This window comes from Spiroplasma tabanidicola (genome assembly GCF_009730595.1).
In the GTDB taxonomy this organism is placed as follows: domain Bacteria; phylum Bacillota_I; class Bacilli_A; order Mycoplasmatales; family Mycoplasmataceae; genus Spiroplasma_A; species Spiroplasma_A tabanidicola.
This window is the reverse complement of sequence record NZ_CP046276.1, coordinates 194,229-218,466: the sequence shown is the minus strand read 5'-3', so window position 1 is coordinate 218,466 and position 24,238 is coordinate 194,229. Positions and strand designations below refer to the sequence as shown.

Below are 24,238 nucleotides of genomic sequence, written 5' to 3'. Positions count from 1 at the left end.
TCCTTTTTTACTTAATTTAAGTATTTAAAATATAGTTTTACTGGTTCTTTTTGATCAAAAATAAATGAGTTTTTATCAAGTTGTTCATTACTTGCATCATTTGGATATTCATTTTTATATTCTTTAAAATAAATATTTACCATAAAATCTTTTCCTTCAATAGCATTTGGTTTATCTGATTTTTCTGGTTTAAATGAGTTTTGTTCTTCAGATAAAATATCATTTATTATTATTGGTCAATAAAATTGTGATTCACCAGTAGTAAAATTTGTAATAATTAAACTCATTAATAAACTATAAATATTAAATTGATTTATTATTCCAATATTATTAGGCATATTTATATCACTACTAGAAATATAATTTAAATTTTTTCAAAATTGATTAAATGTTATTCCTTTTTGATCATCATTTAATTTTGCATAATCAAATTTTTGTATTTCAAAATTAACTTCTATTGACCCATAAAACTTTTTAGGGATAACATCTTTTCCACCACTTAATTTTGGAAAATCATTATCTTCTGAAATTTTTATAATTGCAGATTTATTATTTTGATTGTAAATATAATTTTTTACATCAATTAACTGCTCTGAAATTTGTTCAATCATATTTATTAAGTTTAAATTCTTAGTTAGTAAACCTATCAATATTGATTTTGGACGACTGTCATAAATTGTTCCAATATTTAAAGCACTAAATATATCAGCTAAATTTAATGAGTTTGTAATAATTAGTTTTGCTTTTATATATTCTTTATCATTATTCTTATTAGAAAAAGTTCATTCATATGTTCCATTTCTAAATAAATCGGAATTATCTTTATCTAAAGTATTTATTCCGTTTTTTATAACACTTACATTAATATCATTTACATTATAATTTGCTTTTTTAAGCTGTTCAATTACTTGTTCATACAAATCATAGTTGTACATAATTTTATCAATTTCAATTGCATCAATATTTACATTTTCAAATCCCTGTTTAGAGATAGGTAAAATTGGTTCTGGTCTATCTATTAAAGTATTGGTTTGTTTTTTATCACAACTTACAATAATAATAGGTTGAACCATACTTGTAACTACTAAAAGTAATTTTAAAAGTTTTTTCATTTTATCCTCCTTGAACAGCAATTAGCATATTTACTCTTCTTAGTGCATTTCAACTTATAGCAACACTAATTAAGTAAAGAACAAATGTTCCAAACCCTCCAACGATTAAATATCAAATGTAGAAATTAAATGGTAATAATATTGAAGTTATTGCATTATATAAAGTTAGTTTCAAAAAGAACCAGCCTGCTACAAATCCTAGAATTGATCCTAGAATTGCAGGTGGAATATATATACCTATAAATAATCTAGAAATATAAACTTTGCTATATCCTAGTATTTTCATCATCGCAATAATTTTTTGATTTTTTGCAATAACAGAGTTAATTGTTAATAAAATTACTATAAAACTAATAATTAATATAATTGGCAACAATGTAAAAATAATCGAGTTAAGAGTTTTTTCAATTCTAGATAAAATTTCAATTGCAGCATCATATTGTCAAACGCTTTCAATTGGTGATTGTGAAAATGCTGAATATGAAGTTTGGTTAGCTCCATTTACTTTTCCACCTTTTAATCCAAATATTGTGTAATCTCCATATCTTTGAATTGTTGTAATACCCTTAGATAAATCACTAAATGATTTATCATTTGAGTTTTTATAATTAAATATCGGATACTCATTATTAAATAAAGTTAAATATTTATTAAAATCTTGGTTTGAATTTGTTCAATTTACAAAATTTTCATAATTACTATTAAATAAAGTTGATGTATTGTTAAACTCTTTCAACTTGTTTACAAAAATTTGTTCTTCTGAACCACTCACTAAACTTTTTGGATTTGATCATTCTTTAATAAATAAACTAAATAATAATGGTTTTGTTTTATTGTATTGTGCTTGTTCATTTGCAGTTTCATTATCTATTCATGCTTTTGAAACTCCATACTGATTTGCAATTCCTACAACTTTATATTCTTTATTTATTTTCTTAACCTTTTTTTTGATTGCTCCTTTTTTAATTTGTTTTGACATACTAGTTGGAGAAACCATACTATCACTTGATAAGTCTATTCTAGAATAATAAACTAAATCTTTTTCTTGCTCATCTACATCATCTTGAATCATTTTGCTATTAGTTCACCCTATTTTTTTTGAATTTAAAACTGAGTTTTTATAAATATTTTTAGAACTAGTATATCCTTCAGAATCTTGTGCATTGATCTTATTAGTATTTCAACTATCAACACCAAGTTCTTGACCATCTTTTTCTAAATATTCAATGATGTGATTAATATCAACTGTTTGTCCAACTTTTAATTTTAATTTCTTCGCTAATGTTTCATTTATTATTATTGAATCTTTTTCAACAAGTTTTGCTTTAATATCATTTGAATTATTGTCATAAAGTTTTTGTAATCCATTTTGATTAATACCATAAACTTTAAAATCAATATTTTTTAATTCAGAATTTAAATATGTTCCCAACTCTTCATTTTCTTGATTAAAAGGAGTTGTCCCAAAAGACATATTAAATGAGCCATTATCCTTTTCAAATTCTTTTAACATTATGTCTCTAATGTTTGAAGGTAAGCTTGTATAAATTCCTTGTAAAAAAATTTGTTGTAAGTTAGCTCTAAAATAAGCAACTATTCAATTATAAATCGGTCCACATATAACAACTGACTCTGACATATAATTTGAACTATTTACAAATTTATATAAAGAGTTTTGAAATACTTCATCATTCATTATGCTTCCGTCTTTTTCGATATTAACACTTATTGGTATTGAAGAATTACTTGCAAACTCATTTGCAGATATTAAGTCATTATTAGGTCCACCATCACTTGCAAGCGATGTAAGTAAAGATGTTCTTTTTACAAAGTAACCTTCTCTTCTAATATTTAATCCGATTGTATGTTTATATTTTAAATAAAATAATCTCATATTTTCTAAGTCTTCAATTGCATTTCTTGAGTTATTAGCATTAAATAGTACATCCATAAATTCTTTTTTATTATTTAATCATGAAGGTTTTACATATCTATATATATCAGGTCACAAACTTCCTGTTAGAGAAGTTATTAATAAATCAGAACTATTTTGTGAGTTATTTTGTAAATATAAATCTTTGCTTTTTAAATAATCTAAATCAATATTTTTATAACTCATATCATTTAATTCACCCAAGTCATTTGATGGATTAAAAAACTTTGAACTTATATTATTTTTTAAATAACTATCAATTAAATTTTTTGCATCTAAAGAGTCATAATTTTTATTTGTTGATTCAGGATTATAAGTTTTATAAAAAGAAACTGGATCATTATAAATTGGAGAATAATAAGTAACCTTATTATCATATTCATCACCGCTGTAAATATATTTTTGGTTTTCTTTTAGAACATGTGGCATAATTATGCTTGCTGTTGTCATTGTTGCTGCAACAAACATAGAAACTAAAACTGCAAACAATTTTAATACAGAGCTTGATAAGATTGCTCCTGAGAATTTAGAGTTAAAGTTTTTTGTTCTTCTAATAAATAATTTTTTAAAAAATAAATTAAATCTAGTTGTAGCACTTCTTTGTTCGTAATTTATCATTTCTAAAACAGTATTTTTGTTAAACATATAAATACATGTTATAAGAGTTACAAACTCTAAAAATGCAAAAATCCCAAAAATAGATATAATGAATGATTCTAAATTAAAACTAATTTGTTGAATTTGAATAGCAAAAAATTTATCAAAAACAGTAATTATTAAAAATTGTAAAAAGTATCCACAAATATATCCAATAGTTCCTCCAACTAATGCAATAATAAATGCATAAATACTATTTGAAAGTATCAACTGAATTTTTTTATAACCCAATGAAATCATTACTCCCATTTGGCCAAAAGCTTTTTCTAATTGCAATTTTAATTGTGCTATTAAAATTACAATTCCAATTCCTAAAATAATTGCAATTAAAACATATGAAACAACATTAAATATTATTAATATAAACGGAAAAGTACTAGTTCTAGCTCCCATTGAATAGTTAGAATCACCTGTTTTTGTAAATATTTTTGCATTTTCATTTAAAGCATTTATGTAATTAGACTTTAATCCAATTTCTTTTGATACTTCAAAACTTTCTATTAAATTATTCAAATATTCTATAGAATTTGCTTTATATTTTTCATTTGCAAATTTTCCTACAAAATAAATTTCTTTATCAGCATCAGATATAACTTTCAAAGTTTCATAGTTTGATATTTGATTGTCTGAATATCAAATTTTTGTAGAACCATAATTGTTTAAACTAAATTCATTATTTGCAAAAACTGTTTCATAGTATTTATATGTAATTCCAAAATTTAATGGGTTCACATAAACCAATGCTTCTTCTTTATAATTAGGAAGTGGTTTTTCAGAATTTACAATTGGTGTTACAAAATCAGCTGAACTACCAAATCCAACTACTTGAAATCAACTAAGTTCATTGTATGGAGTATTGTTCATTCACAAACTAATATCTTCATTTTCATGTTCTTTTAAAGTTTTATCAAAATCTTTATCCTTATTTTGGCTATTCTTTACAAGAATTGAACTACCAAATTTATCATCTTGTAATCTAATAATATCGTTTAATTTAATATTATTATAATCTGCAAATCTTCTATCAATATAAGCTCATTTTAAACTTAAATTATTTGTAGCTTTTGAATAAGTTGTCCAAGTGTTTAAATCCATACCTTCTTCAACAACAAATTTGTCTACTTTTTGTTCAGGATTTAAAATTACAACTTTTAAAGTTTTATTTGTAGATAATGAAAACTGTCTTGCTTCAACTCTATCAAAAACAAAACTGTTATTAGTATCTTGTAACTTATTTTTTATATAAGTTAAAACTAAATTATCTCTTATTAATGGATCAGATAATTTTTTAAAATTTATTTTGTCTTCATTGTCTTCGTTACTGATGTAAGAAGTTGAAGTGAAATCTGCAACAAAATCATGTAAATTACTTTCTTTTTGTGAAGAATATTCATTGTATGATTTATTTATTCTAGAAGTTGCAGAGTAACACATTGTAAAAACCAAACTACTTATAAAAATCAAAATAATAACAGTAATAAACTGAATTTTGTTTTTTAAAATGTTTTTAAATGCGTTTTTAAAAAAAGGTTTTTGTATCCGCATATTCATCAAGGTCGTTAAACCTATTCCTCTCTTAATATTAATTCATTAAAATTTTGAATAAAAAGAATTAAAAAGATAATCGAGGAGGAGTTGTTGCCTTTTTGTTATTGTTTAATAAAATAGAAAAATAACTATTAACTTTTAAGTTATGTTTTTCATTTTCAACTAAAATAAAAGCTCTAATGTTGTTTTCAAAAATAATATTAATTGAATTATAAAATTGATTTACTTTAATTTCAAATAAATCATTTGTATCTAAATTTAATTGATTTAGCAGCACTTCTTCTAAATCATTGTTTTTCAATATTAAGTTACGTTTTTTCATATCAATAAAATAAGAAACTATTAAAAAATAACTAGCTAATGATAACAATACTGCTAAAGTGCATATTATAAAAAGTGATAACAAATAATAGTTTTGATTAAAGTCTTTTAAAAATAGATTTGCTATTAATTTTACTCTATAGCAAGCTATTGGCGCTAAAACAATAATCAACTTATTTAACAAAATTGGTGTTTGTGATCTGTTAAAAGTTTTAATCAATGAATATTTAGAAATATTTAATTTTACTTCTTCAAAATATCTAGAAAAAATTATAATTATTGAAATTGATGAAAAAAGTAAAAATAAAACAAGTAAAAAAATCAAAACTTGATTAAAAAGAATTGATAAATTTTGATTTTTATCTAGACTACTAAATAAGAATCATAACAATATTGCAAAAATAACTATTTTAATAAAGCTATTTTGTTTTTTTTCTTTTTTCATATTTCACCTTTATTAATAAAATAATTATAACTTTAAAATTATAAAAATATATTTTTTTTATACTTAAATAAAATGTTTTTTCTAATTGTTTTTGACTTGTGCATTAACTCTAACAGATCCTTGTTCATCAAATAATTTACCTGACATAAAGAAAAGTAAAAAGTCATGACCATAAAGTTTTGAAGACCCAGCAATTACATTTATATAATACATATTTCTTTTTCCTTTCTGAACTCTTGTAAATTTTATAAATTCTTCTAAAGATACTTTGTTCTTTCAAGAATTAGAGTTATTTAACTTTTTGTATACTGTTTTTTTTAAGGAAATGTAATTTTCAGATGGGCTAACATCAGTATTTTTATCTAACTCCATATTTACTAATGGGAGCGAATCTTTATTTTTTATAAAAAATGCTCTTTCGTCTTTAACAAAATTTAATTCAAATTTTAAATTCTGATCAGCTACAAACAATCCATTAAGTGATGGTGTTTCCTGAATCACAAATTCTTTGCTTGTAAAATTGACTTTGGGTAATATTTTTTCTGCACCACTAACCATAGGTTCTGCAAGAGCCTCAAGAGCAGGATTTGAAACTCCGATTTGTTCTACTATATATGCAGCAAAAGCAGATTTGTTATTTGGATCTTTTATTTCAGTTTCTAAATTATCAAAAATATCTTGTTTAATATAAATATTATTAAGTTTTCTATTTCCAACTAAAGCTGAAAAATTAATATTTTGATTTAATATTAAACTAGTTTCTCCTTTGACACTTTTAGAACCAATTGCAGCTTTAATAACAGCAACTCCATTCATCCCAGCTGTTCCGTTATCGATTTCCGATATTTCAATGTCACTACTTTTTAAATCTATTTTGTTTAATTGGTTTAAAGAAAACAAAATAGATTCAGCATTAATTTTATACTCTAAATTTTTTTTATTTCCTAAATTTGCACCATTGTCTCTATCATAGACTCCGTTTTCCATATAGCCTGCTGGTAAGTTTTTATATTTTAATGCACTCAAATCTATTAATTCGTTATTTTCTTCTTGTGGTTTTTCTTCGTTATTATTTTCATTATTATTATTCACATTATTGTTTTCATTAGATGGGTTATCGTTTTTTTCGTTTTGTTGATTATTATTGCTATCACATGCAACAAGAATAGAAGCTGAAAATGAAGACATAGTTAATACACTTAAAATAGTAAGTAATTTTTTCATAAATTTTTCTCCTTTTATTTTTTTAGATATAACAAAAAATATTTTGTTTATTACAAAAATATAAATTTATAAAAGCTTTTAAAATACATATTTAATAAAAATCAGGAGGAGTGCTGGCCTTTTTCTTATTTGACAATAATAAAGAGAATCGCGCATTAATTATTAAATTATGTTTTTTACTTTCTATAAGTAAAAAAGATCTAATATTATCTTCAAAAATTAAATTTATATTTTCCAAAAAATTGTTTTTTTGTAACTCTACAATATTTCTAAATTCCAACTCAATTTTGCTATAAATAATCTCTTGTCATAACTCTTCTTTTTTTGTTAAATTTCTTTTTTTTGCTTCTAGTAAATAAGAAAAAATTAAAAAATAACTTACATAAGTCAAAATAACTGCTAATGCACAAATTACAGTTAAAGAAATTAAAAAGTTCTTTCCATCATCTGTATCCAAAATAATTTTTGAAGTAATATTTACTCTATAACAAGCTAGAGGTAATAAAAATAAAGTAATTTTATTCAGTAAAATTGATTTTTGAGATTTTCTAATATTTTTTATTAATGAATATTTAGATATATTTAATTTTACTTCTTCATAAAACTTTGAAAAAATTATTATTATTGAAAGTGATGATAAAAATAAAAAAAGCACCATTAAAAAAACTAATACTTGATCAAACAAAACCATAAATTTATTATTATTGTCTAAACTTTCAAAAAGTATAACTAACAAAAATGTAAATATTAATATTTGTAAGTAAACTTTTAATTTTTTATTTCTTTTCATAATGCACCTATTGAGTTTTATTATATATTTTTTTAGATTAAAATGACTATTTATAAAAATTGTTTATAATTAAAAAAATTTTTAGTAACAAAAAAATCCTATTTCAAATAGGATTTTTATATTATTTATCGCTCATTAATTTATGCACTAAATCTAAAACTTGACTTGATGTTTCACATTCTAATGCTTTTTTTGCAAGTTCTTGAGTTTCTACTAATGTTAATTTTGACATTATGCTTCTTGCTTTTGTAATACTTGTTGCAGACATTGAATAAGCATCAAGACCTAATCCCATTAATAATGGAACTGCGTCTGGTTCTCCAGCCATTTCTCCACACATACCAGCTCATTTTCCATGTTTATGAGCTCCATCTATTGTCAATTTTAATAATCTTAAAATTGATGGGTTAAATGGTTGGTATAAGTATGTAACATTTTCACTCATTCTATCTGCTGCCATTGAGTATTGAATTAAATCGTTTGTTCCAACACTAAAGAAGTCTGCATGTTTTGCAAAGTTTTCGGCATTAACTGCAGCTGCAGGAATTTCTACCATCATACCAATTTCTAAATCTTTTCCAACTGCAACCCCTTCTTTTTCGAGTTCTGCTTTACATTCAAGAGTGAATTTTTTTGCACTAACAAATTCATCAATTGTTGCTATCATTGGAAACATAATTCCAACAGGTCCAAATGCACTTGCTCTTAATAATGCTCTAATTTGATCTCTAAAGATGTCTTTTCTATCCATTGTAAATCTAATAGCACGATATCCTAAAAATGGGTTCATTTCTTCTGGGAATGCAAAATAACTTAGCTTTTTATCTCCACCAATATCAAGTGTTCTAATAACAGTCATTTTACCATTCATATCACTTACAACTTTTTTGTAAGCTTCAAATTGTTCTTCTTCAGTTGGGAAATGATCATTGTCCATGTATAAGAATTCAGATCTAAATAGTCCAACTCCTTCTCCACCATTTTCTAAAACAGCTGCAACATCTTTTGGACTACCTATATTTCCTTCTAAAATGAATTTATCATATCCATCTTTTGTAATTGTTGATTTTGTTTTAAATTGTTCTAACTCTGCTTTTTCTTCAAGGAATTTTTTTGCTTTTGCTTCTCAAACTGATTTGTCAGAAGGATTAATTTCAACATCTCCTGTACTTCCATCAATTGCTAAAACATCTCCTTCTTTAGCTGTTGATAAAATTGTTCTTAAACCTAAAACTGCAGGAATTTCTAAACTTCTTGCCATAATTGCAGCATGACTTGTTCTTCCCCCAACATTACATGCAAAACCTTTGACATATTTTGGGTTCAATTGTGCTGTTTGACTTGGTGTTAAGTCTTCTGCAACAATTATAACTTCACTACTAATTGATGCTAAATCTAAAACTGGCATTTTTAATACATAACGAATTAATCTTTGAGTTACATCTTTTACATCTGCTGCTCTTTCTTTGAAGTATGCATCTTCCATAGCTCCGAACATTTCGATGTATTTTTTAGAAACTTCATCAATAGCTCTTGCCGCATTATAGTTTTTTTCTTTTATTAATGCTGTAAATTCTTCAGCCATTGCTGGATCTTCTAAAATTGAAGCATGAGCTTCAAATATAGCTGCTTTTTCTTCTCCTAATTTTTCTTTTGCAATTGCTTGTAAACTTTCTAAGTCTTTTTTTGCTTTTGCGATTGAAGAGTTAATTAATTCTAATTCTTGCTCTAAATTGGTTGCATCCTTTTTAGGAATAACAATTGGTTGTTCATCTAAAACATATACGCTAGCCACTGCAATTCCGTTACTTGCTCCAATTCCGTTTAATTTATTTGACATGATTATATTCCTCCTAAAGTTTTATATCATATTAATTATACACAAAATAAAGTTTTATTTTAAAAGGTTAAATAAATTGAATGTTTTTAACCATAAAAAAAATATTTTGTACTATTCATACAAAATATTTTTTTATAAACTAGATTCTTGATTGTCTTCTAAATAGTAAGAAAACAAGGATTGTTGCTAATAATGAAAATGCAAAATATGATAATGCAGCTAAAATAATATTGAATCCCAATCCTTTTTGCAATGGATTTTCTTTAAAAATTGATTGCAATTTTGTTGTTGTATTTAAATTTTTTACAATTACTTTTACATCTTTAAAGTTATATTGACTTCCACTAGTTTCTTCTGGATTTTTTCAGTAACTTTGATTTTTGACTGGTCTAATATATCAATCACTTCCACTCTTTACAGCAGTTAATCCTGCAATAGAAACTGATTGTATATTATTTACATTATTTTTACTTGCTATAAGAGCTTTTTTATTAAGCATTTGTAATCCGTTAAATATTTTTTCTCTACTTAATTCACCATCAATATTCTCCAAAGTTATAGATCAATCTGTAACTTTACCTTCTGAGTCTTTTGGCATATAATCTGTTATTTGGTTTTTAAAATATGAATCACTGCTAAATTTGTATTTTATTTGTCTATCTGTTTTAGCAGTTGCGTATTTTGCATAATCAACAAAATTTTCAATGCTATTATTTACTCCTTTTGAAGCCAATTCATAAGTATTTGTGAATAATGCATCTCCATATGCACTATCATATATTAAACCTTCGTACATAATTCAAAAATGATTGAATAAGTTAAGTTGATTCATTTTTACAAAATCTTTCATATAATTTTGTAAACTATTTTGAGCTTCATCAATCCCTAAACTATCTTCAAAATTTAAATTTCCTAAAATTCTTAAAAATTCTGTTGAATAAGTCATTGTATTAATTCAATTTTGTATAATCAAATTATTTATCATCATCAATTCTGGATATCTTTTGTAAACCAATAAATTGCTATCCGTTTGTCCATTAATACTATATAAATCTGTTCCAGTATTTGCAGGCACTCTAAAAATTGATTGAGCTTCATTATCATTAAATGAATCTCCGGTTTGACTACTTGTTCATTTAGATCTATTAAATAAAATTTCATTATAGTTATTATATTGACTATTGATATATTTTAATAAATTACTATAGTCTGGCAATTTTTTTTCTAATCATTTAGATAATGAATCTATATCTAAGAATGACTGATTAATTGATTTAAGTTGTTCATCAACTGGATCTATAAACAATCCCCCTTGATATCCAGGGTATGAAACTGGTGCTTGATCTTCTGTAAAAATACTTTCTGCTACTTTATTATATATTTCATTTAAAACATTATTTATTTCTAATCCACTTAAAACCGTTTTTTGAGAAACAGTTGATGCTTTAAATCTTATAGATTCAAGATTGTTTTCTTTTAAAGCAATTTTTGTGTTTAAATTATCTTTACTATACTCATTAAAACTTCCTGAATTATTAGGATTTGAATTAATAATCTTTTCTTCAATATCATCTAAATGATTTTTATATTCTCTAATTGATGAATCTAATTCTAAGTTAAATTGTCCTGCGTACAAAGCCCTAATTAGTTTTGAAACAACTGTAGAATATGAAAAACTTATTTGTGAGTTTGAATCAGAATTACCATTTGGTCTACTTGATTCTGAGCTATTTGAGTTTATTGCTTCTTTAATAAGACCTGTTTCTAAATTATCTAATGCTAAATCTTCTAAATTTACTACTTCTAAATTATTAGCTATTGTTTTTAAAATATCTGTATCTGAATCTTCTTCAAAAATTCCTTTTACTTTATCATCAGTGATAAATTTTTTATAAAAATCATTTGCAAAACTTAATTTTGCAATTTGAGAACGAATTATAGCTCTATATTTAACTTTATCATAGTCTTCATTTACCCCAATCATACCATTAATAAATGGTGTTAATGATACAATTGCTCCTAAAAATATGTTACCAAATGTTCCCATTGCAACAGATGATATTAATGAAATTGTACATAAAATAGGAAATCATATTAATGTAAATAACATTAAAAATAATACTGGCGAGAAAATAAGTAAAGCTGAACTTAATGGTTGGTTTGAAAAAGTTGTTGATAAAATTGCTGCTATAATTAAATTAATTAATAAATATATATAGGTTACAGTAATGTAAGCTATATATTTAATTAAAAATGATTTAAATAGACTTATTCCAGCTCTTGTTTCAATTTGTTGAATACCTTCTAGAATTGGCACTTTAAATAAACTTACAACTATAATACTTGCAAAAACTAAATAGAAAAATATTATAAAAATATATCCAATAGTAATAGAAATTTGAGAGATAGATTGATCTACTCTAAAACCTTTATTTGTTAAAGCTGTTATTAATGTAAATATAAAACTTAAAATTAAAAATGTAATTCCAGTTCCTTTGCTTGCTTTGCTAGAAAATGATTTTCTAATAGTAATAAAAAATAATAGCATTTTCCCTTCAAAACGAGGCATAATTTTAAATGGTTTTTTTTCAGATTTATTTTTAACTAATTTTGCTTCCATTATTTTACTCCTCCTTGATCTATAGGAGAATAAATTTCTGATAATAATTTAATGTTATCTGATTTTTCAGCCATTAATTTTTTATATATTTGAGCAATGCTCTCTTTTTGATTATCAAAGTCTTTTTCATAGACTATTTCTCCATTTTTAATTAAAACTAAATAATTTGCCACCTCTTGAAGTTCTTCAAGAATATGACTAGTAATTAAAATTGTTACTCCGATTTTTGATAATTCATGCAAAATATTCATAAATGAAAGTTTTGCTTCAACGTCAACATTTGCTGTTGGCTCATCAAAAACTATAAATTCTGGAGATCTTATAAGAACGCTTGCCATAATAGCGCGTTTTTTTCATCCTGCAGATAGTTCTCTAAATTTTTTATTAATATATTTTTCTAAACCTAACATTTCAAATACTTCTTTTGATCTTTCTTTTGTTTGTTTAGAACTCATTGCATTAATAGCACATATGTATTTAACATAATCTTTTAATGTCATATCCATAGGTACATTGTTTGAGTCTGGAAAAAATGCTATTCTTTGTAAATTTTCATTAATAAAAAGACTTTCTCCATCTATTAATATTTCACCACTATCAAGTTTAATTTCACCAAACAAAGATTTAATTGTTGTAGTTTTACCAGCACCATTATCACCAACAAAAGCAACAACTGCACCTTTTTTAATTGTAAAACTTACTTGATTTAAGAAGAATCCACCTAGATCTCTAGTAATTTTTTTAATCTCTATCATTGTATTATCTCCTAAACTCTAATTTTTTTTCTATAAGCTAAATAACCTAAATAAGCTAGTGGTGAAGCAATTAATAAATACATTGCATATGCTAATGGTATAATAAATGAATTTTTATAAATAACCGCACCTTCTTCAAGGTAAGGTTTTTGTACATTATAACTATCTACATACTCTGGTAAATATTTCTCATAATCTAAAATATTTTTAATAGATGATGTTTGTCCTTGATAAATTGGTGCACCTGAATAATTATTATATGAGTCATTAATTGAACTATTTGATAATAATCCACTTGACATAACTGCAAAATGTCTAAATATATCAAAAGTTAATTTTGATCCATTTTTTGAATTTACATAGTAATCATATAGATCGTCAACTGAAGAAACCGCAATAGCAAGTGACTCATATCACATATTAACAATTAGTCAGTTAATTATTGTAATTTCAGGAAATTTTTTATACAAGTTTTCAACTTTTTTATTATTTTCTATTATACTTTTTTCATTATCATTAAGTTCTTCCAATCCTGTATCTCCCAGATCATACTCATTTTGGTTATTTGCTTCTTCGTTTGATTGAGCTTTGTACTTTTTGTACTCGCTAAAATATGCATAATCAACAGAGTAAGCTTCTCTATAATTTTTCCCTTTATTTGGATTATTTACAGGATTATAAAGTTGTCTAGAAGAAAATGAGTTTGCTCTAAAATCAGAAGTATAAAAATCTTCTGCTTTATATCCGTCGCTATTATAATTGTAAACAACATTAAGTGGTTTACTATTTTTTAAGATAGAAGTTTGTTGTTCATTAAATACAGCAGCATATTTATCATAAATTTTTGCTACTGAATTTAAAATATTTGAAAATTCTGGAATATAATTTCCAAGTTGCCTTGCAAAATTATTTACAAGAATTGTTTTTGTTTTTACAGCCTTATATTGTGATTGCTTATTGATAAATAAAGAAGGAATTTGGTTTTCGTTATTTGAGGAAATGTTGCTTTGATTTTTTTCTAAAGCATCATAAATTTTATCTAAGACATTTTTTATTTCTGTACCTTCAAAAATACTTTTTTTAATTCTTTGTGTTTTGCTTACTGATGGGACATAAGAAAAATCATAGTTAACTTGACCAATACTTAAAGAGTCAGTTAAAATTGAGTCTCATATTAAACTAGTAAAAGGAATACTCAAGAAATTATTATTCATTGTACTTGGATCATTATTAACAAGATTTCACTCATAAGGGTTGATTGGGTACTGTTCTTCTGATTCAGATTTTCTCATTAAATTATTTGAATAATCTTTTATGTTTTGAGGAATAGGAAATGCTAAACTTTTAAACTGAGAAGTTGATGAACCTACAAAATTTTTTTCAATAGTTGTTAAAAGTTTTGATCTAGAATCAGTTGTTGAAACCGCCTCATCTTGAAAAATTTTATTAACATTTTGATCATTTTTTGTTGCATTATAAAAATCATTAATTGCATTGAATTTTAAAGCATAATCATCTTGAACATCCCTTCCCATAAAACTATATCTAATTGATGCAAATATAGGACTTAATGAAAACGCAAACATTAAAACAGTTGATAATAATGTTCCTACCATAGTTGATGAATATATAAACAATGGCAATAAAATAAGAATAATAATGATTGCTAAAAAGAAATTAAACGCAGCTTGTGAATAAGGAAATGCTAAGTATAATTCATTTGAAACAGGCATTAAAATTCCTAATATTGCAACAAATCCTAAAATAATTAAATTAGCAATTGTAATAACTGAAAAAGCTACTAAAAATCTAATTATATATGATTTTCAAGTTGCAAGACCCGCTCTTAACTCAATTGCATGTATACCTGATTTTTTTTGTTTTTTAAACAAAAATAACATAAGCATCATCACAAAAAATATAGTTGATAATGTTGTTAGTACATAAAATAAAACTTTATATGTAGAAATATCTTTTATAGATTGTGGTTGAATTCCAACACTTGTTTCTACAAACAATATCGCAATTAATGCAAGCAAATGAAGTATGAATGCAACAATTACACCTGGGTTTTTAAATGTCATTTTAAGGTTAATACAAAAAATTACTCTCGTATTAACTTTTGGCTTTCTGAATTTTTCATTATGTTGTACTTGATTTTGTTCAAATGTTTTTTCCATTTTATAACTCCTTGTTATACAATTTTCTTAAAATTGATAAATCCTTAATTGGGTTTTTCATATATTTTTTATATACGTCCATAATGTGTTGTGTTTTATTATTAAATTCAGAAGCGTGAACAATTTCACCTTTTTTTATTAAAACAAGATAGTTAGCAACCTCTTGTAACTCTTCAATAATATGACTTGTTATCATAATTGTTATCCCTTGATTAATTAATAATTCTAAAATACTCATAAAATACATTTTTGACTCAACGTCAACATTAGCTGTTGGTTCATCAAATACTATATATTCTGGTCTTCTAATTAGAACACTTGCCATAATAGCTTTTTTCTTTCAACCAGCTGAAAGTTGTTTAATATACTTATTTTTATATGGTCTTAGTTCTAAAAGTTTGTAAACATCATCAATTTTTTTTGCAGCTTTTGATGATGGAATACCGTTAGCGGCACAAATATATAACATATAATCATGTACTTTGATATTTAACGGTATATTGTTTGAATCTGGAAAAAATGCTAATCTGTGTAAATTATTTTTTGAAAATAAATTTTCACCATCCATAAGAATTTCGCCACTATCAATTTTTAGTTCTCCAAAAATTGCTTTAATAGTTGTAGTTTTACCCGCGCCATTGTCACCAACAAAAGCAACAACAGCACCTTTTTTAATTTGAAAACTAACATCTTTTAGACTAAAATTACCAAGTTTTCTACAAACATTTTTTAGCTCTATCATTTTATAGTTATCCTTTCTTCTAAGTTACATAATCTCTATTTAAAATTTTTATCTTCAAAATACAGTATGAAAAAATTTGTTAAAATTAATATTAAAATAAATTTTTAAATACAAGATAATTATAACTTTAAATAAAAAAAAATGATTTTATTATAAAAAAACCATTTTATGTTTATATTTAGATAATTGAGTTTTCTCTCATAGCGTGTTCAATTGCTGTGATAGCTTCTTTTTCATCTTCTCCTGATGCTTGAATAGTTACTTCAGCCCCTGATTTAACCGCTAAAGCCATAACGTTCATAATTGATTTTAAGTTACCTTCTTTTTCACCACAAATAATTTTAATATCTGAAGCGTATTTTGAAGCTTCTTTTGTTAAAACTGATGCAGGTCTTGCATGTAACCCAACTGGATCAATAACTTTTGCTGTAAATGAAGTCATACTTTAATCCTCCTAACAAAGTATATTATATATAAAAAGTTTAATATTTTTGAAAAATACTATTTTTTATTTCAACTATTTGAACTTATTGGTATTAGTTTTGTTCCATAAGCCGGATTTGAAAATGATACTTGAATATATTTATCCATTATTTTATTAACAACACCTTCTCCAAACATCAAATGTTCAATAATTTCACCAGTTTTTACACCAGCATCTAGTTTTTGAGGTACTGTTTCAACTACTCCTGAGTCGTATTTTTTGCTTGACATTTCTGTTGAAGAGTGAAAAAAAATACTTTTTTCAATACTGTATAAATTTGGGTCTAATTCGTTGATAAAACGACTAGGTCCAAATTCACCGTTTGCTAAATATGAATACTCTCCTGAAACATAAGAAATATATAGTCTTTCTTGCGCTCTTGTTATAGCAACATAAAAAGTTCTTCTTTCTTCTTCTAACCCTTCTTTAGAATACATGCTCATTCTTGATGGAAAAACATCACTACTTAAACCAACTATGAATATAACTTTGTTTTCTAGCCCTTTAGCTGCATGGATAGTCATTAAAGTTACTTTATTTGGGGTTTCAAATATATCTTCTGAAGTCATATTTAATGTTTCTTCTTGTAGAAACTTAATTAATCTATTTCCATCTGATTCATTTGCTTCATAATCATTATCAAATCTTCTCATTTGATCTAAATAAGCATTTAAGTTTTCACTAGAATCTACTCCGTCTTTATCTTTTAAATCAAGTCTTTCTTTATATCCTGATTTGTTAATTGCATAGCTTGCAATTTCAACAACTGGTTTGTTATCTAAAAACATTTGATTACAATCTCTTAGAACATTTGTAATTTCACCTAAGTGCTTAGATATTTTTGCAACTAAATCTTCTCTTTGTGTTAATAGTTCAAACATATTTAAGTCATTTTCTTCTGCACAATTAAATAATCTATCAGCAGTTACTGCACCAACTTTAGGAACAAAACTAAATACTCTTTCAAAAGAAAAATTATCTTTTATTGCAATTGCTTTTAATAAGGCAGTTACATCTTTAATTACTTTTCTGTCTCTGAATTGAAATCCTCCAACTAATTGAAAAGGTATTTTAGAGTTTGCAAACTCTTTTTCAAAGTCTACTGATCAAGCATTTATTCTATACAAAACAAAAATATCTGAATATGCATATTTATGATTTTTAACTAATTCTTCAATTTTTTTTGCTATATATTTTGCTTCAAAATATTTTGTAGCACATTCTTTTACTTCTACTTTTTCTCCTTCTTTTTTTTGAGTATAAATATTTTTATCTTCTCTATTTTTATTATTTTGAATAAAACTATTTGCTAAATCTAAAATTGGTTTTGTTGAACGATAATTTTGGTCTAATAAAATTGTTCTTGCATTTTGAAACTCTCTTTCAAAATTTAAAATTATGTTAACCTTTGCACCTCTTCAAGAATAAATAGTTTGGTCTGGATCTCCAACTACTGTTAAACAACCTCTTTTATCTGTTAATCATTTTATTAAATCATATTGAACATTATTTGTATCTTGAAACTCATCAACTAAAATATAACTAAAACGATTTATTCATTTTTTTCTAGTTTCAATATTATATTTTAAAAGTGCATGAACCTTTAAAAGTAAATCATCAAAATCTACATATCCATTTTCTTTTAAATAATCTTCATAATCTCTATAAACTTTTGCATAACTTTTATCAGTAGGATTAAAACTACTTTCATATGCATCATCTCAAGTAACAAAACTAGACTTTCATTTACTTATTTTTGAAATTATTTTTCTTTCTGGTTTATTTTTAGAATCATCTAAATTTAAAGTTTTTAAAAGCTTTCTAATTATTTTTTCTTGCTCACTTGTATCAATGATAACGAAATCTTTTTTTAAATTTAAAAGTTCATAATCTTCTCTCAAAACTCTTACACAAAATGCATGAAAAGTCATTATGTGAGGAATAGTATATTTATTGTGTGATATTTTTTTTATTCTATTTTTCATTTCATTTGCAGCTTTATTTGTAAATGTAACTGCTAAAATTTTGAATGGATTTATTTGTTCTTGCTCTACAAGATAAGCAATTTTGTTTGTTATAACTCTTGTCTTACCGCTACCTGCTCCTGCAATAACTCTTAACGGAACATCTGTAGTAATTATACTTTCTAGTTGATTGTCATTAAGTCCTTCTAAAAAACTGTGCATATTTCTCCTTAAATTAATTTTTCTTCTTTTAAATCTTTATAAAAAGCATCTAAAAAATCATGCTCTATAATTTTATTATTTCCTGGTTTTGAACTTAACATAATTGTCATAGTGATTTTATTTTTAGGATCTACAAGCGCTGTTGAACCAAGTAATCCTCCTCAACCAAATTCTCCTATAGCTGTTAAAGGATAGTTCTCGTTTTTTATTCTGACTCTAACTCCATAACCATAACTGTAATCTTCATTTAAAGTTCATCTAAAATCTTTTTTTAATTCTTTAATTTGGTCTTTTGAAATTTCATTTATTAATCTTAACTCTAAAAGTTCATTTCCATTTTTATCTTTACCATCTAGTAGAAAATTCAAAAATACATTGTAGTCATTTGCTGTTGTAATAAGTCCAGAACCACCTAGCGCTATTGGAGTTTGCTCATGAACATCTTGAAATAAAAACTCAAAATTATTATTTTTTGTTAAAGTATTTATTTCATTCTCTGTAGTTAAATTATAAACACAAGCCTCGCGACTTCTATCAAAAATATTAAAAGCACTATCTTTCATATCTAGCTTGTCAAAAATTGTTTCTTTTACAAACTCATAAAATTTTTGTCCACTAACTTTTTCTATTACTGCTGATAAAACGTCTAAGCCAATTCCATAGTATCAACTTGTTCCTGGTTGAAATGCTAAAGGTACTTTTGCTAATTCTTTACAAAACTTATTATAATCTCAGTGACCAACTTCATTATTTTTTTCAAAATTATTTAAAAAAACTGATGTAAGTTTTTCAGTTTGATTAAACATACCATGATATGTAAACCCTGCTGTCATAGTTAATAAATGTTTCATTGTAATTTTATTTTTTATACTTTCTGTTTCTTTTGTTTTATGATCTTTAAAAACTTTTATATTTTTAAAATCTTCATATATATCTTCCAATTTTGTTTCTAATGAAATTAATCCTCTTTGTACTAAAATAAAAAAAGCAACTACAGTTAGTGGTTTAGTCATAGAATAAGCTTTGAATAATAAATTTTCTTTCATTGGTTCATTTATATCTGTATCATTTATTCCTATACAATCTTTAAAAATAACTTTTTTATTTTTTGAAACAACAAATACTGCTCCTGTATAATATTTTTTTTCAACTAGTTCATTAATTTTTCTTAATGAGTTTTCAAACTTATTCATATATTTCTCCTTTAAAAAATCTAGTTCATTCAGATTTATTAAACCTGGTCTATCATCTTTAAGATGAGTATGTTTTTTATTAATTAATTTTTCTTTTTTTAATTCTGTTAATTTTTTGATTTTATGTTTAACAAAAATTTTTCTTTTCATATCAAATCCAGTTTGATGTTGTTTTTGTAATGAAATTGTTATTATAATATATAAATACCAACAAACATAAAACAAGTAACTTATATTTTGAAGTAGTTTAATTGTTTCTTTTCCTTGGGGCTTCTCGTTATTATCTTTATTTATATTTCAAAAAACTGTAATAATAATAATTTGAAAAATAATTTGTATTATTATTGGTATGAAAGTAAAATAAATTTCTCTTAAAAAAATATCTCAAAAAGTTATTTTTTTATTTTCTTTTAATATTCTTAAGTTAAAAATTAATTTTCCAATAGTGTTACCCTTTAAAAAATAAGTTAAAACTACAAAGTAAAAAAATAAAAATATTAAATTAGTTGAAGTTACAACAACAGCTGTTTTTCAGTTTTCAGCTTTGTATGTAAAAAAAAGTATAATCATTGGAATTGAAGAAAGAACTATGTCAAATAGTCTAGCAAAAAAAATTCTTCCCAAATGTGGTACATTCCACTCTTGTGAAGAAGTGTATTCTTTATATTTATTTTTTGCATTTATTTCTTTTTGCATGATTGTCCTTACTTAGAAGTTTTTAATAAATCTTTTAAATATTTATTAAAGTCTTCACAAATGTTATTAAAAACTTCATCACGTTTTAATTTGAACACTTCATTATTTTTTATAAAGTCTTCTCTTTTTTCTGAAAATTTTCTTTCTGCAAAGCTAACAGCTTTTTTCATTAATAGTTTATTATCATATAATCTTATTAACTCTAATCAAACATAACATAAAGTTTTGTAATAAGCATAAGTAATATAATCTTTTAATAATTTATATTTTCCTATTCTACGATAATAATTTGTTATATGAGTTCACTGATTTACAATATCAAATGCAGAATGTTTTGATTGTTCTAAAAATCTTGTTCCCATTTTTAAATTATTTAATGCAAGAAATTTTTTTGTTTGTCCTAAAAATTTATACACAAACAACATATCAAACCTTACAAATCTTCTAAACTTAAATCCAAATTCATGAATTAATTTTGTTCTAAAAATTTTGTTAAATAAAATCGGATTTAAAAAAGCAAAAGGTTCGTAATTATTTTCAAGATTATAAATTCTTTGATTTTCTAAAAAATTCTGAGTTGATATTCCTTTTCCTATTCCATCTAGTTCTACCAAATGCTCAATAAGATCAATTTGATCCTTTGAATTTTTTTGCAAATTTTCTTTTAATACTACTACAAAATTCGGTTCAATTGAATCATTAGCTGCTATAAATTTTAAATATTCACCTTCAACTAAATCCATAGCTATATTTCAAGAAACAGAATATCCTTGAATAGAACTATTTAAGACTAATTTACAATTTTTTAATTCTCAAAACTTTTTTTTCAATTCTTTATCCTCAGAATTATCACTAATGTTATTATCACCAACAATTACAATTTCATAGTCATCAATAGTTTGCGCTAATATGCTATTCAAAGAGTTTTCAATGGTACTCAATGATCCTTCAGATACTAAAACGAATGATACTAACATATTTACCTCCATTATTGACAATTAAACTTTATATGATAATAATATCACTTATTAATTAAAAAACTCTTGCAAGAGTTTTTTAATTAAAATAATAAATTGTTTGGTGTTCTTGGGAATGATATAACATCTCTAATATTTGAAGCTCCAGTTATATACATAACTAATCTTTCAAATCCTAAACCAAAACCAGCTGATTTATAATATCCATATTTCCTTAAATTATTGTATCAATCTAATTCTTCAATATTTACTCCCATATCTTTACAACGTCTAATTAATTTTTCAAAGTCATCTTCTCTTTGGCTTCCTCCAACTAACTCACCGATTCCAGGAACTATTAAATCAGATGCAGCAACAGTTTTATTATCATCATTTTGTTTCATATAAAATGCTTTAATATCTTTTGGATAATTAATTATAAATGTAGGACCTTTATAAACAACTTCACAAATATATTTTTCATGTTCAGACCCTAGATCTGTTCCAAATTTTATGTCATTATTTTCAAATACATGACCTTCATCAACTGCTATTTTTAATGTATTAATTACTTCTTCATATGTACATACTTGAAATTTTGCATCTCTTACTTTTGTTAGTTTTTCAATTAAACCAAATTCTAAATTTTTTTCACAAAACTTAAGTTCATCTAAATTATTTTCCATTACATAATTAATTACAAATTTAACCATTGATTCAATTATTTCTAAATTTTTTTGTAAATCAATAAAAGCAATTTCTGGTTCAATCATTCAAAATTCTGCAGCATGTCTAGAAGTATTAGAGTCTTCTGCTCTAAAAGTTGGTCCAAAAGTATAAATTTTATTAAATGCTTGAGCATATGATTCTCCGTGCAATTGACCTGAAACGGATAAAGATGCTTTTTTTCCAAAGAAGTCTTCTTCATAATTTCCATCTTCTCTTGTAGTTACAACAAATGCTTCACCAGCACCTTCTGCATCATTTCCTGTAATAATTGGAGCATTTACATATACATAGTTTTGTTCTTGAAAAAATTTATGAATTGCGTATGCTAAAGAACTTCTTAGTCTAAATATAGATTGAAAAGTTTTTGTTCTTGCTCTTAGGTGAGCAATTTCTCTTAAAAATTCTGGTGAATGTTCTTTTTTTTGTAAAGGATATTCTTCAACTGCTTGATCTAGTAAAACAAGTTTTTTTGCTTGTATTTCAAATGGTTGAGGTTTTCTTGGTGTTACAATAACTTCTCCATATACTTCAACAATACTGCTCACTCTTGCGTCTTTAATTTTATCAAAGCCTTCAACTTCACTTTTGTAAACTACTTGAACGTCATTTAAAGATGTACCATCGTTTAAAACTAAAAAGCTCACAGCCTTACCTTGTCTATGACTCCTCACTCTTCCTAAAAAAGTAACATTTTGACTCTCATGTTTTTGATAATTTAAAAATAAATCTTTTAAATCCATACTACCTCCTATTTAAGATCTGCTGCTTCTTGATCTCTTTTATTATATTCTACCAAACTTCACTCATCTACTACATTATAAAAATCTTTTCTATTTTTATCCATACTAGAAATGTATTTGGCAATTTTAAAATTATAAGTTTTAAAGTGTTCTCTTATTGCTTGTGTATGCATTGAATAAGAATAAATAAGATAGTCATCACCAGCCATTTTATTTCTTTCAATAATAAATTCATAAGTATCAGTTGGTGGTGTTACTTTATCATCTTTACTGTGAAAAAATAAAGTTGGAAATACTGGTTTATACCCTTCTCTTAATAGTTTAAAAACACTCGCATCTCTTAAATCAATATTATGTTCCGACTCATTATATTTAGCTATAAGTTTTCTAATTATTTTTTTAACTCTTTTTTTACTAATAAATAATTTTAAATATATATTTCTAACATGAATTAATAAACGATAAACACTTCCATATGCACAATCCGAAACTATATATTTCAAATTTGCTTGCTTGAATTCATCACTATATTTTAATGCAACAAAATTTGAGCAAAACGCTCCCATGCTTATACCAAAAAGAGCAAGTTGATCTATAGTTTTATTTTCTTTAAGTCAGTCAAAAACTCCCATTAAATCATAAACTTCATTTAATCCCATTGTGGTTGGAATGTTTTGTGAATCACCATGCCCTCTGAAATCAAAAGCGATAATATTGTATCCCATTTTTGTAAAAACTTTTGCGTGGTGTAATGACCAGTTTTTATAACCACCGAACCAATGGCTTGCAATTACCCACTTGTTAGAATTTTTATTAGGAGTATAAAGATAAGCCGATATATTCACCCCATCTCTTGATTTACAATTTATTAGTTCAACATTTTCGTAATCTTCAATTACTAATTCTTCTCTTTTATAAAACCTTCTAACAACATTATTAGTTTTAATAAGTGGTCAGACACTCTTATCATATTTTTTTAAAAAGAATTTTGTCGGTGCAAATGGTTTTTCTAATGCACTATATAAATTGACAAAAACTTTTCTCACTTTATTGAAGGTACCAATTTTTTTTACTTTCATTTTTTCAC

General features: G+C 24.8%; 16 protein-coding genes. All 16 read right to left on the bottom strand.

Annotation, left to right across the window (positions count from 1 at the left end; all coding sequences use genetic code 4):
- Positions 1-11 precede the first annotated feature (11 nt).
- The 16 genes from STABA_RS01015 to STABA_RS00940 all read right to left on the bottom strand — a co-directional run bounded on the left by STABA_RS01015 (position 12) and on the right by STABA_RS00940 (position 24,230).
- Entirely contained in the window at positions 12-1,112 is a 1,101-nt protein-coding gene (locus STABA_RS01015) for a transcriptional regulator (RefSeq protein WP_156005658.1), read from the bottom strand.
- A 1-nt stretch (position 1,113) separates the two neighbouring features.
- Complete coding sequence (locus STABA_RS01010) at positions 1,114-5,247, bottom strand: ABC transporter permease (RefSeq protein ID WP_170264667.1); 4,134 nt, start codon at positions 5,245-5,247, stop codon at positions 1,114-1,116.
- A gap of 67 nt (positions 5,248-5,314) precedes the next feature.
- Entirely contained in the window at positions 5,315-6,016 is a 702-nt protein-coding gene (locus tag STABA_RS01005) for a hypothetical protein (RefSeq protein ID WP_156005654.1), read from the bottom strand.
- A gap of 81 nt (positions 6,017-6,097) precedes the next feature.
- The gene (locus tag STABA_RS01000; protein ID WP_156005652.1) at positions 6,098-7,240 is read right to left on the bottom strand and encodes a hypothetical protein; all 1,143 of its coding nucleotides are present in this window, start codon (positions 7,238-7,240) and stop codon (positions 6,098-6,100) included.
- Positions 7,241-7,331: 91 nt separating this feature from the next.
- Positions 7,332-8,030, bottom strand: coding sequence for a hypothetical protein (locus STABA_RS00995; protein ID WP_156005650.1), 699 nt, complete (start codon positions 8,028-8,030; stop codon positions 7,332-7,334).
- 121 nt (positions 8,031-8,151) lie between these two features.
- Positions 8,152-9,870, bottom strand: a complete 1,719-nt coding sequence (ptsP, locus tag STABA_RS00990; RefSeq protein ID WP_156005648.1) for a phosphoenolpyruvate--protein phosphotransferase — start codon at positions 9,868-9,870, stop codon at positions 8,152-8,154.
- A 139-nt stretch (positions 9,871-10,009) separates the two neighbouring features.
- Positions 10,010-12,490: a hypothetical protein gene (locus STABA_RS00985; protein WP_156005646.1), complete on the bottom strand. Its 2,481-nt coding sequence runs from the start codon at positions 12,488-12,490 to the stop codon at positions 10,010-10,012.
- Complete coding sequence (locus tag STABA_RS00980) at positions 12,490-13,245, bottom strand: ABC transporter ATP-binding protein (RefSeq protein WP_156005644.1); 756 nt, start codon at positions 13,243-13,245, stop codon at positions 12,490-12,492. Before STABA_RS00980 ends, STABA_RS00985 begins: the two co-directional genes overlap by 1 nt.
- A gap of 11 nt (positions 13,246-13,256) precedes the next feature.
- The gene (locus tag STABA_RS00975; RefSeq protein ID WP_156005642.1) at positions 13,257-15,425 is read right to left on the bottom strand and encodes a hypothetical protein; all 2,169 of its coding nucleotides are present in this window, start codon (positions 15,423-15,425) and stop codon (positions 13,257-13,259) included.
- A 1-nt stretch (position 15,426) separates the two neighbouring features.
- A complete protein-coding gene (locus STABA_RS00970; RefSeq protein WP_156005640.1) occupies positions 15,427-16,167 on the bottom strand; it encodes an ABC transporter ATP-binding protein in 741 nt (246 codons plus the stop codon).
- A gap of 178 nt (positions 16,168-16,345) precedes the next feature.
- Positions 16,346-16,609, bottom strand: coding sequence for an HPr family phosphocarrier protein (locus STABA_RS00965; RefSeq protein ID WP_156005638.1), 264 nt, complete (start codon positions 16,607-16,609; stop codon positions 16,346-16,348).
- Positions 16,610-16,668: 59 nt separating this feature from the next.
- Positions 16,669-18,837: an ATP-dependent helicase gene (locus tag STABA_RS00960; protein WP_156005636.1), complete on the bottom strand. Its 2,169-nt coding sequence runs from the start codon at positions 18,835-18,837 to the stop codon at positions 16,669-16,671.
- A gap of 8 nt (positions 18,838-18,845) precedes the next feature.
- A complete protein-coding gene (locus STABA_RS00955; RefSeq protein ID WP_156005634.1) occupies positions 18,846-20,726 on the bottom strand; it encodes a serine hydrolase in 1,881 nt (626 codons plus the stop codon).
- 8 nt (positions 20,727-20,734) lie between these two features.
- Positions 20,735-21,703 (bottom strand): glycosyltransferase family 2 protein, encoded by a 969-nt coding sequence (locus STABA_RS00950; protein WP_156005632.1) that lies wholly within the window; start codon positions 21,701-21,703, stop codon positions 20,735-20,737.
- Between the two features lie 83 nt (positions 21,704-21,786).
- Positions 21,787-23,151 carry an asparagine--tRNA ligase gene (asnS, locus tag STABA_RS00945; RefSeq protein ID WP_156005630.1) on the bottom strand — a complete coding sequence of 455 codons (1,365 nt, stop codon included), beginning with the start codon at positions 23,149-23,151 and terminating at the stop codon, positions 21,787-21,789.
- An 8-nt stretch (positions 23,152-23,159) separates the two neighbouring features.
- Positions 23,160-24,230, bottom strand: coding sequence for an alpha/beta hydrolase (locus STABA_RS00940; protein WP_156005627.1), 1,071 nt, complete (start codon positions 24,228-24,230; stop codon positions 23,160-23,162).
- Positions 24,231-24,238 lie beyond the last annotated feature (8 nt).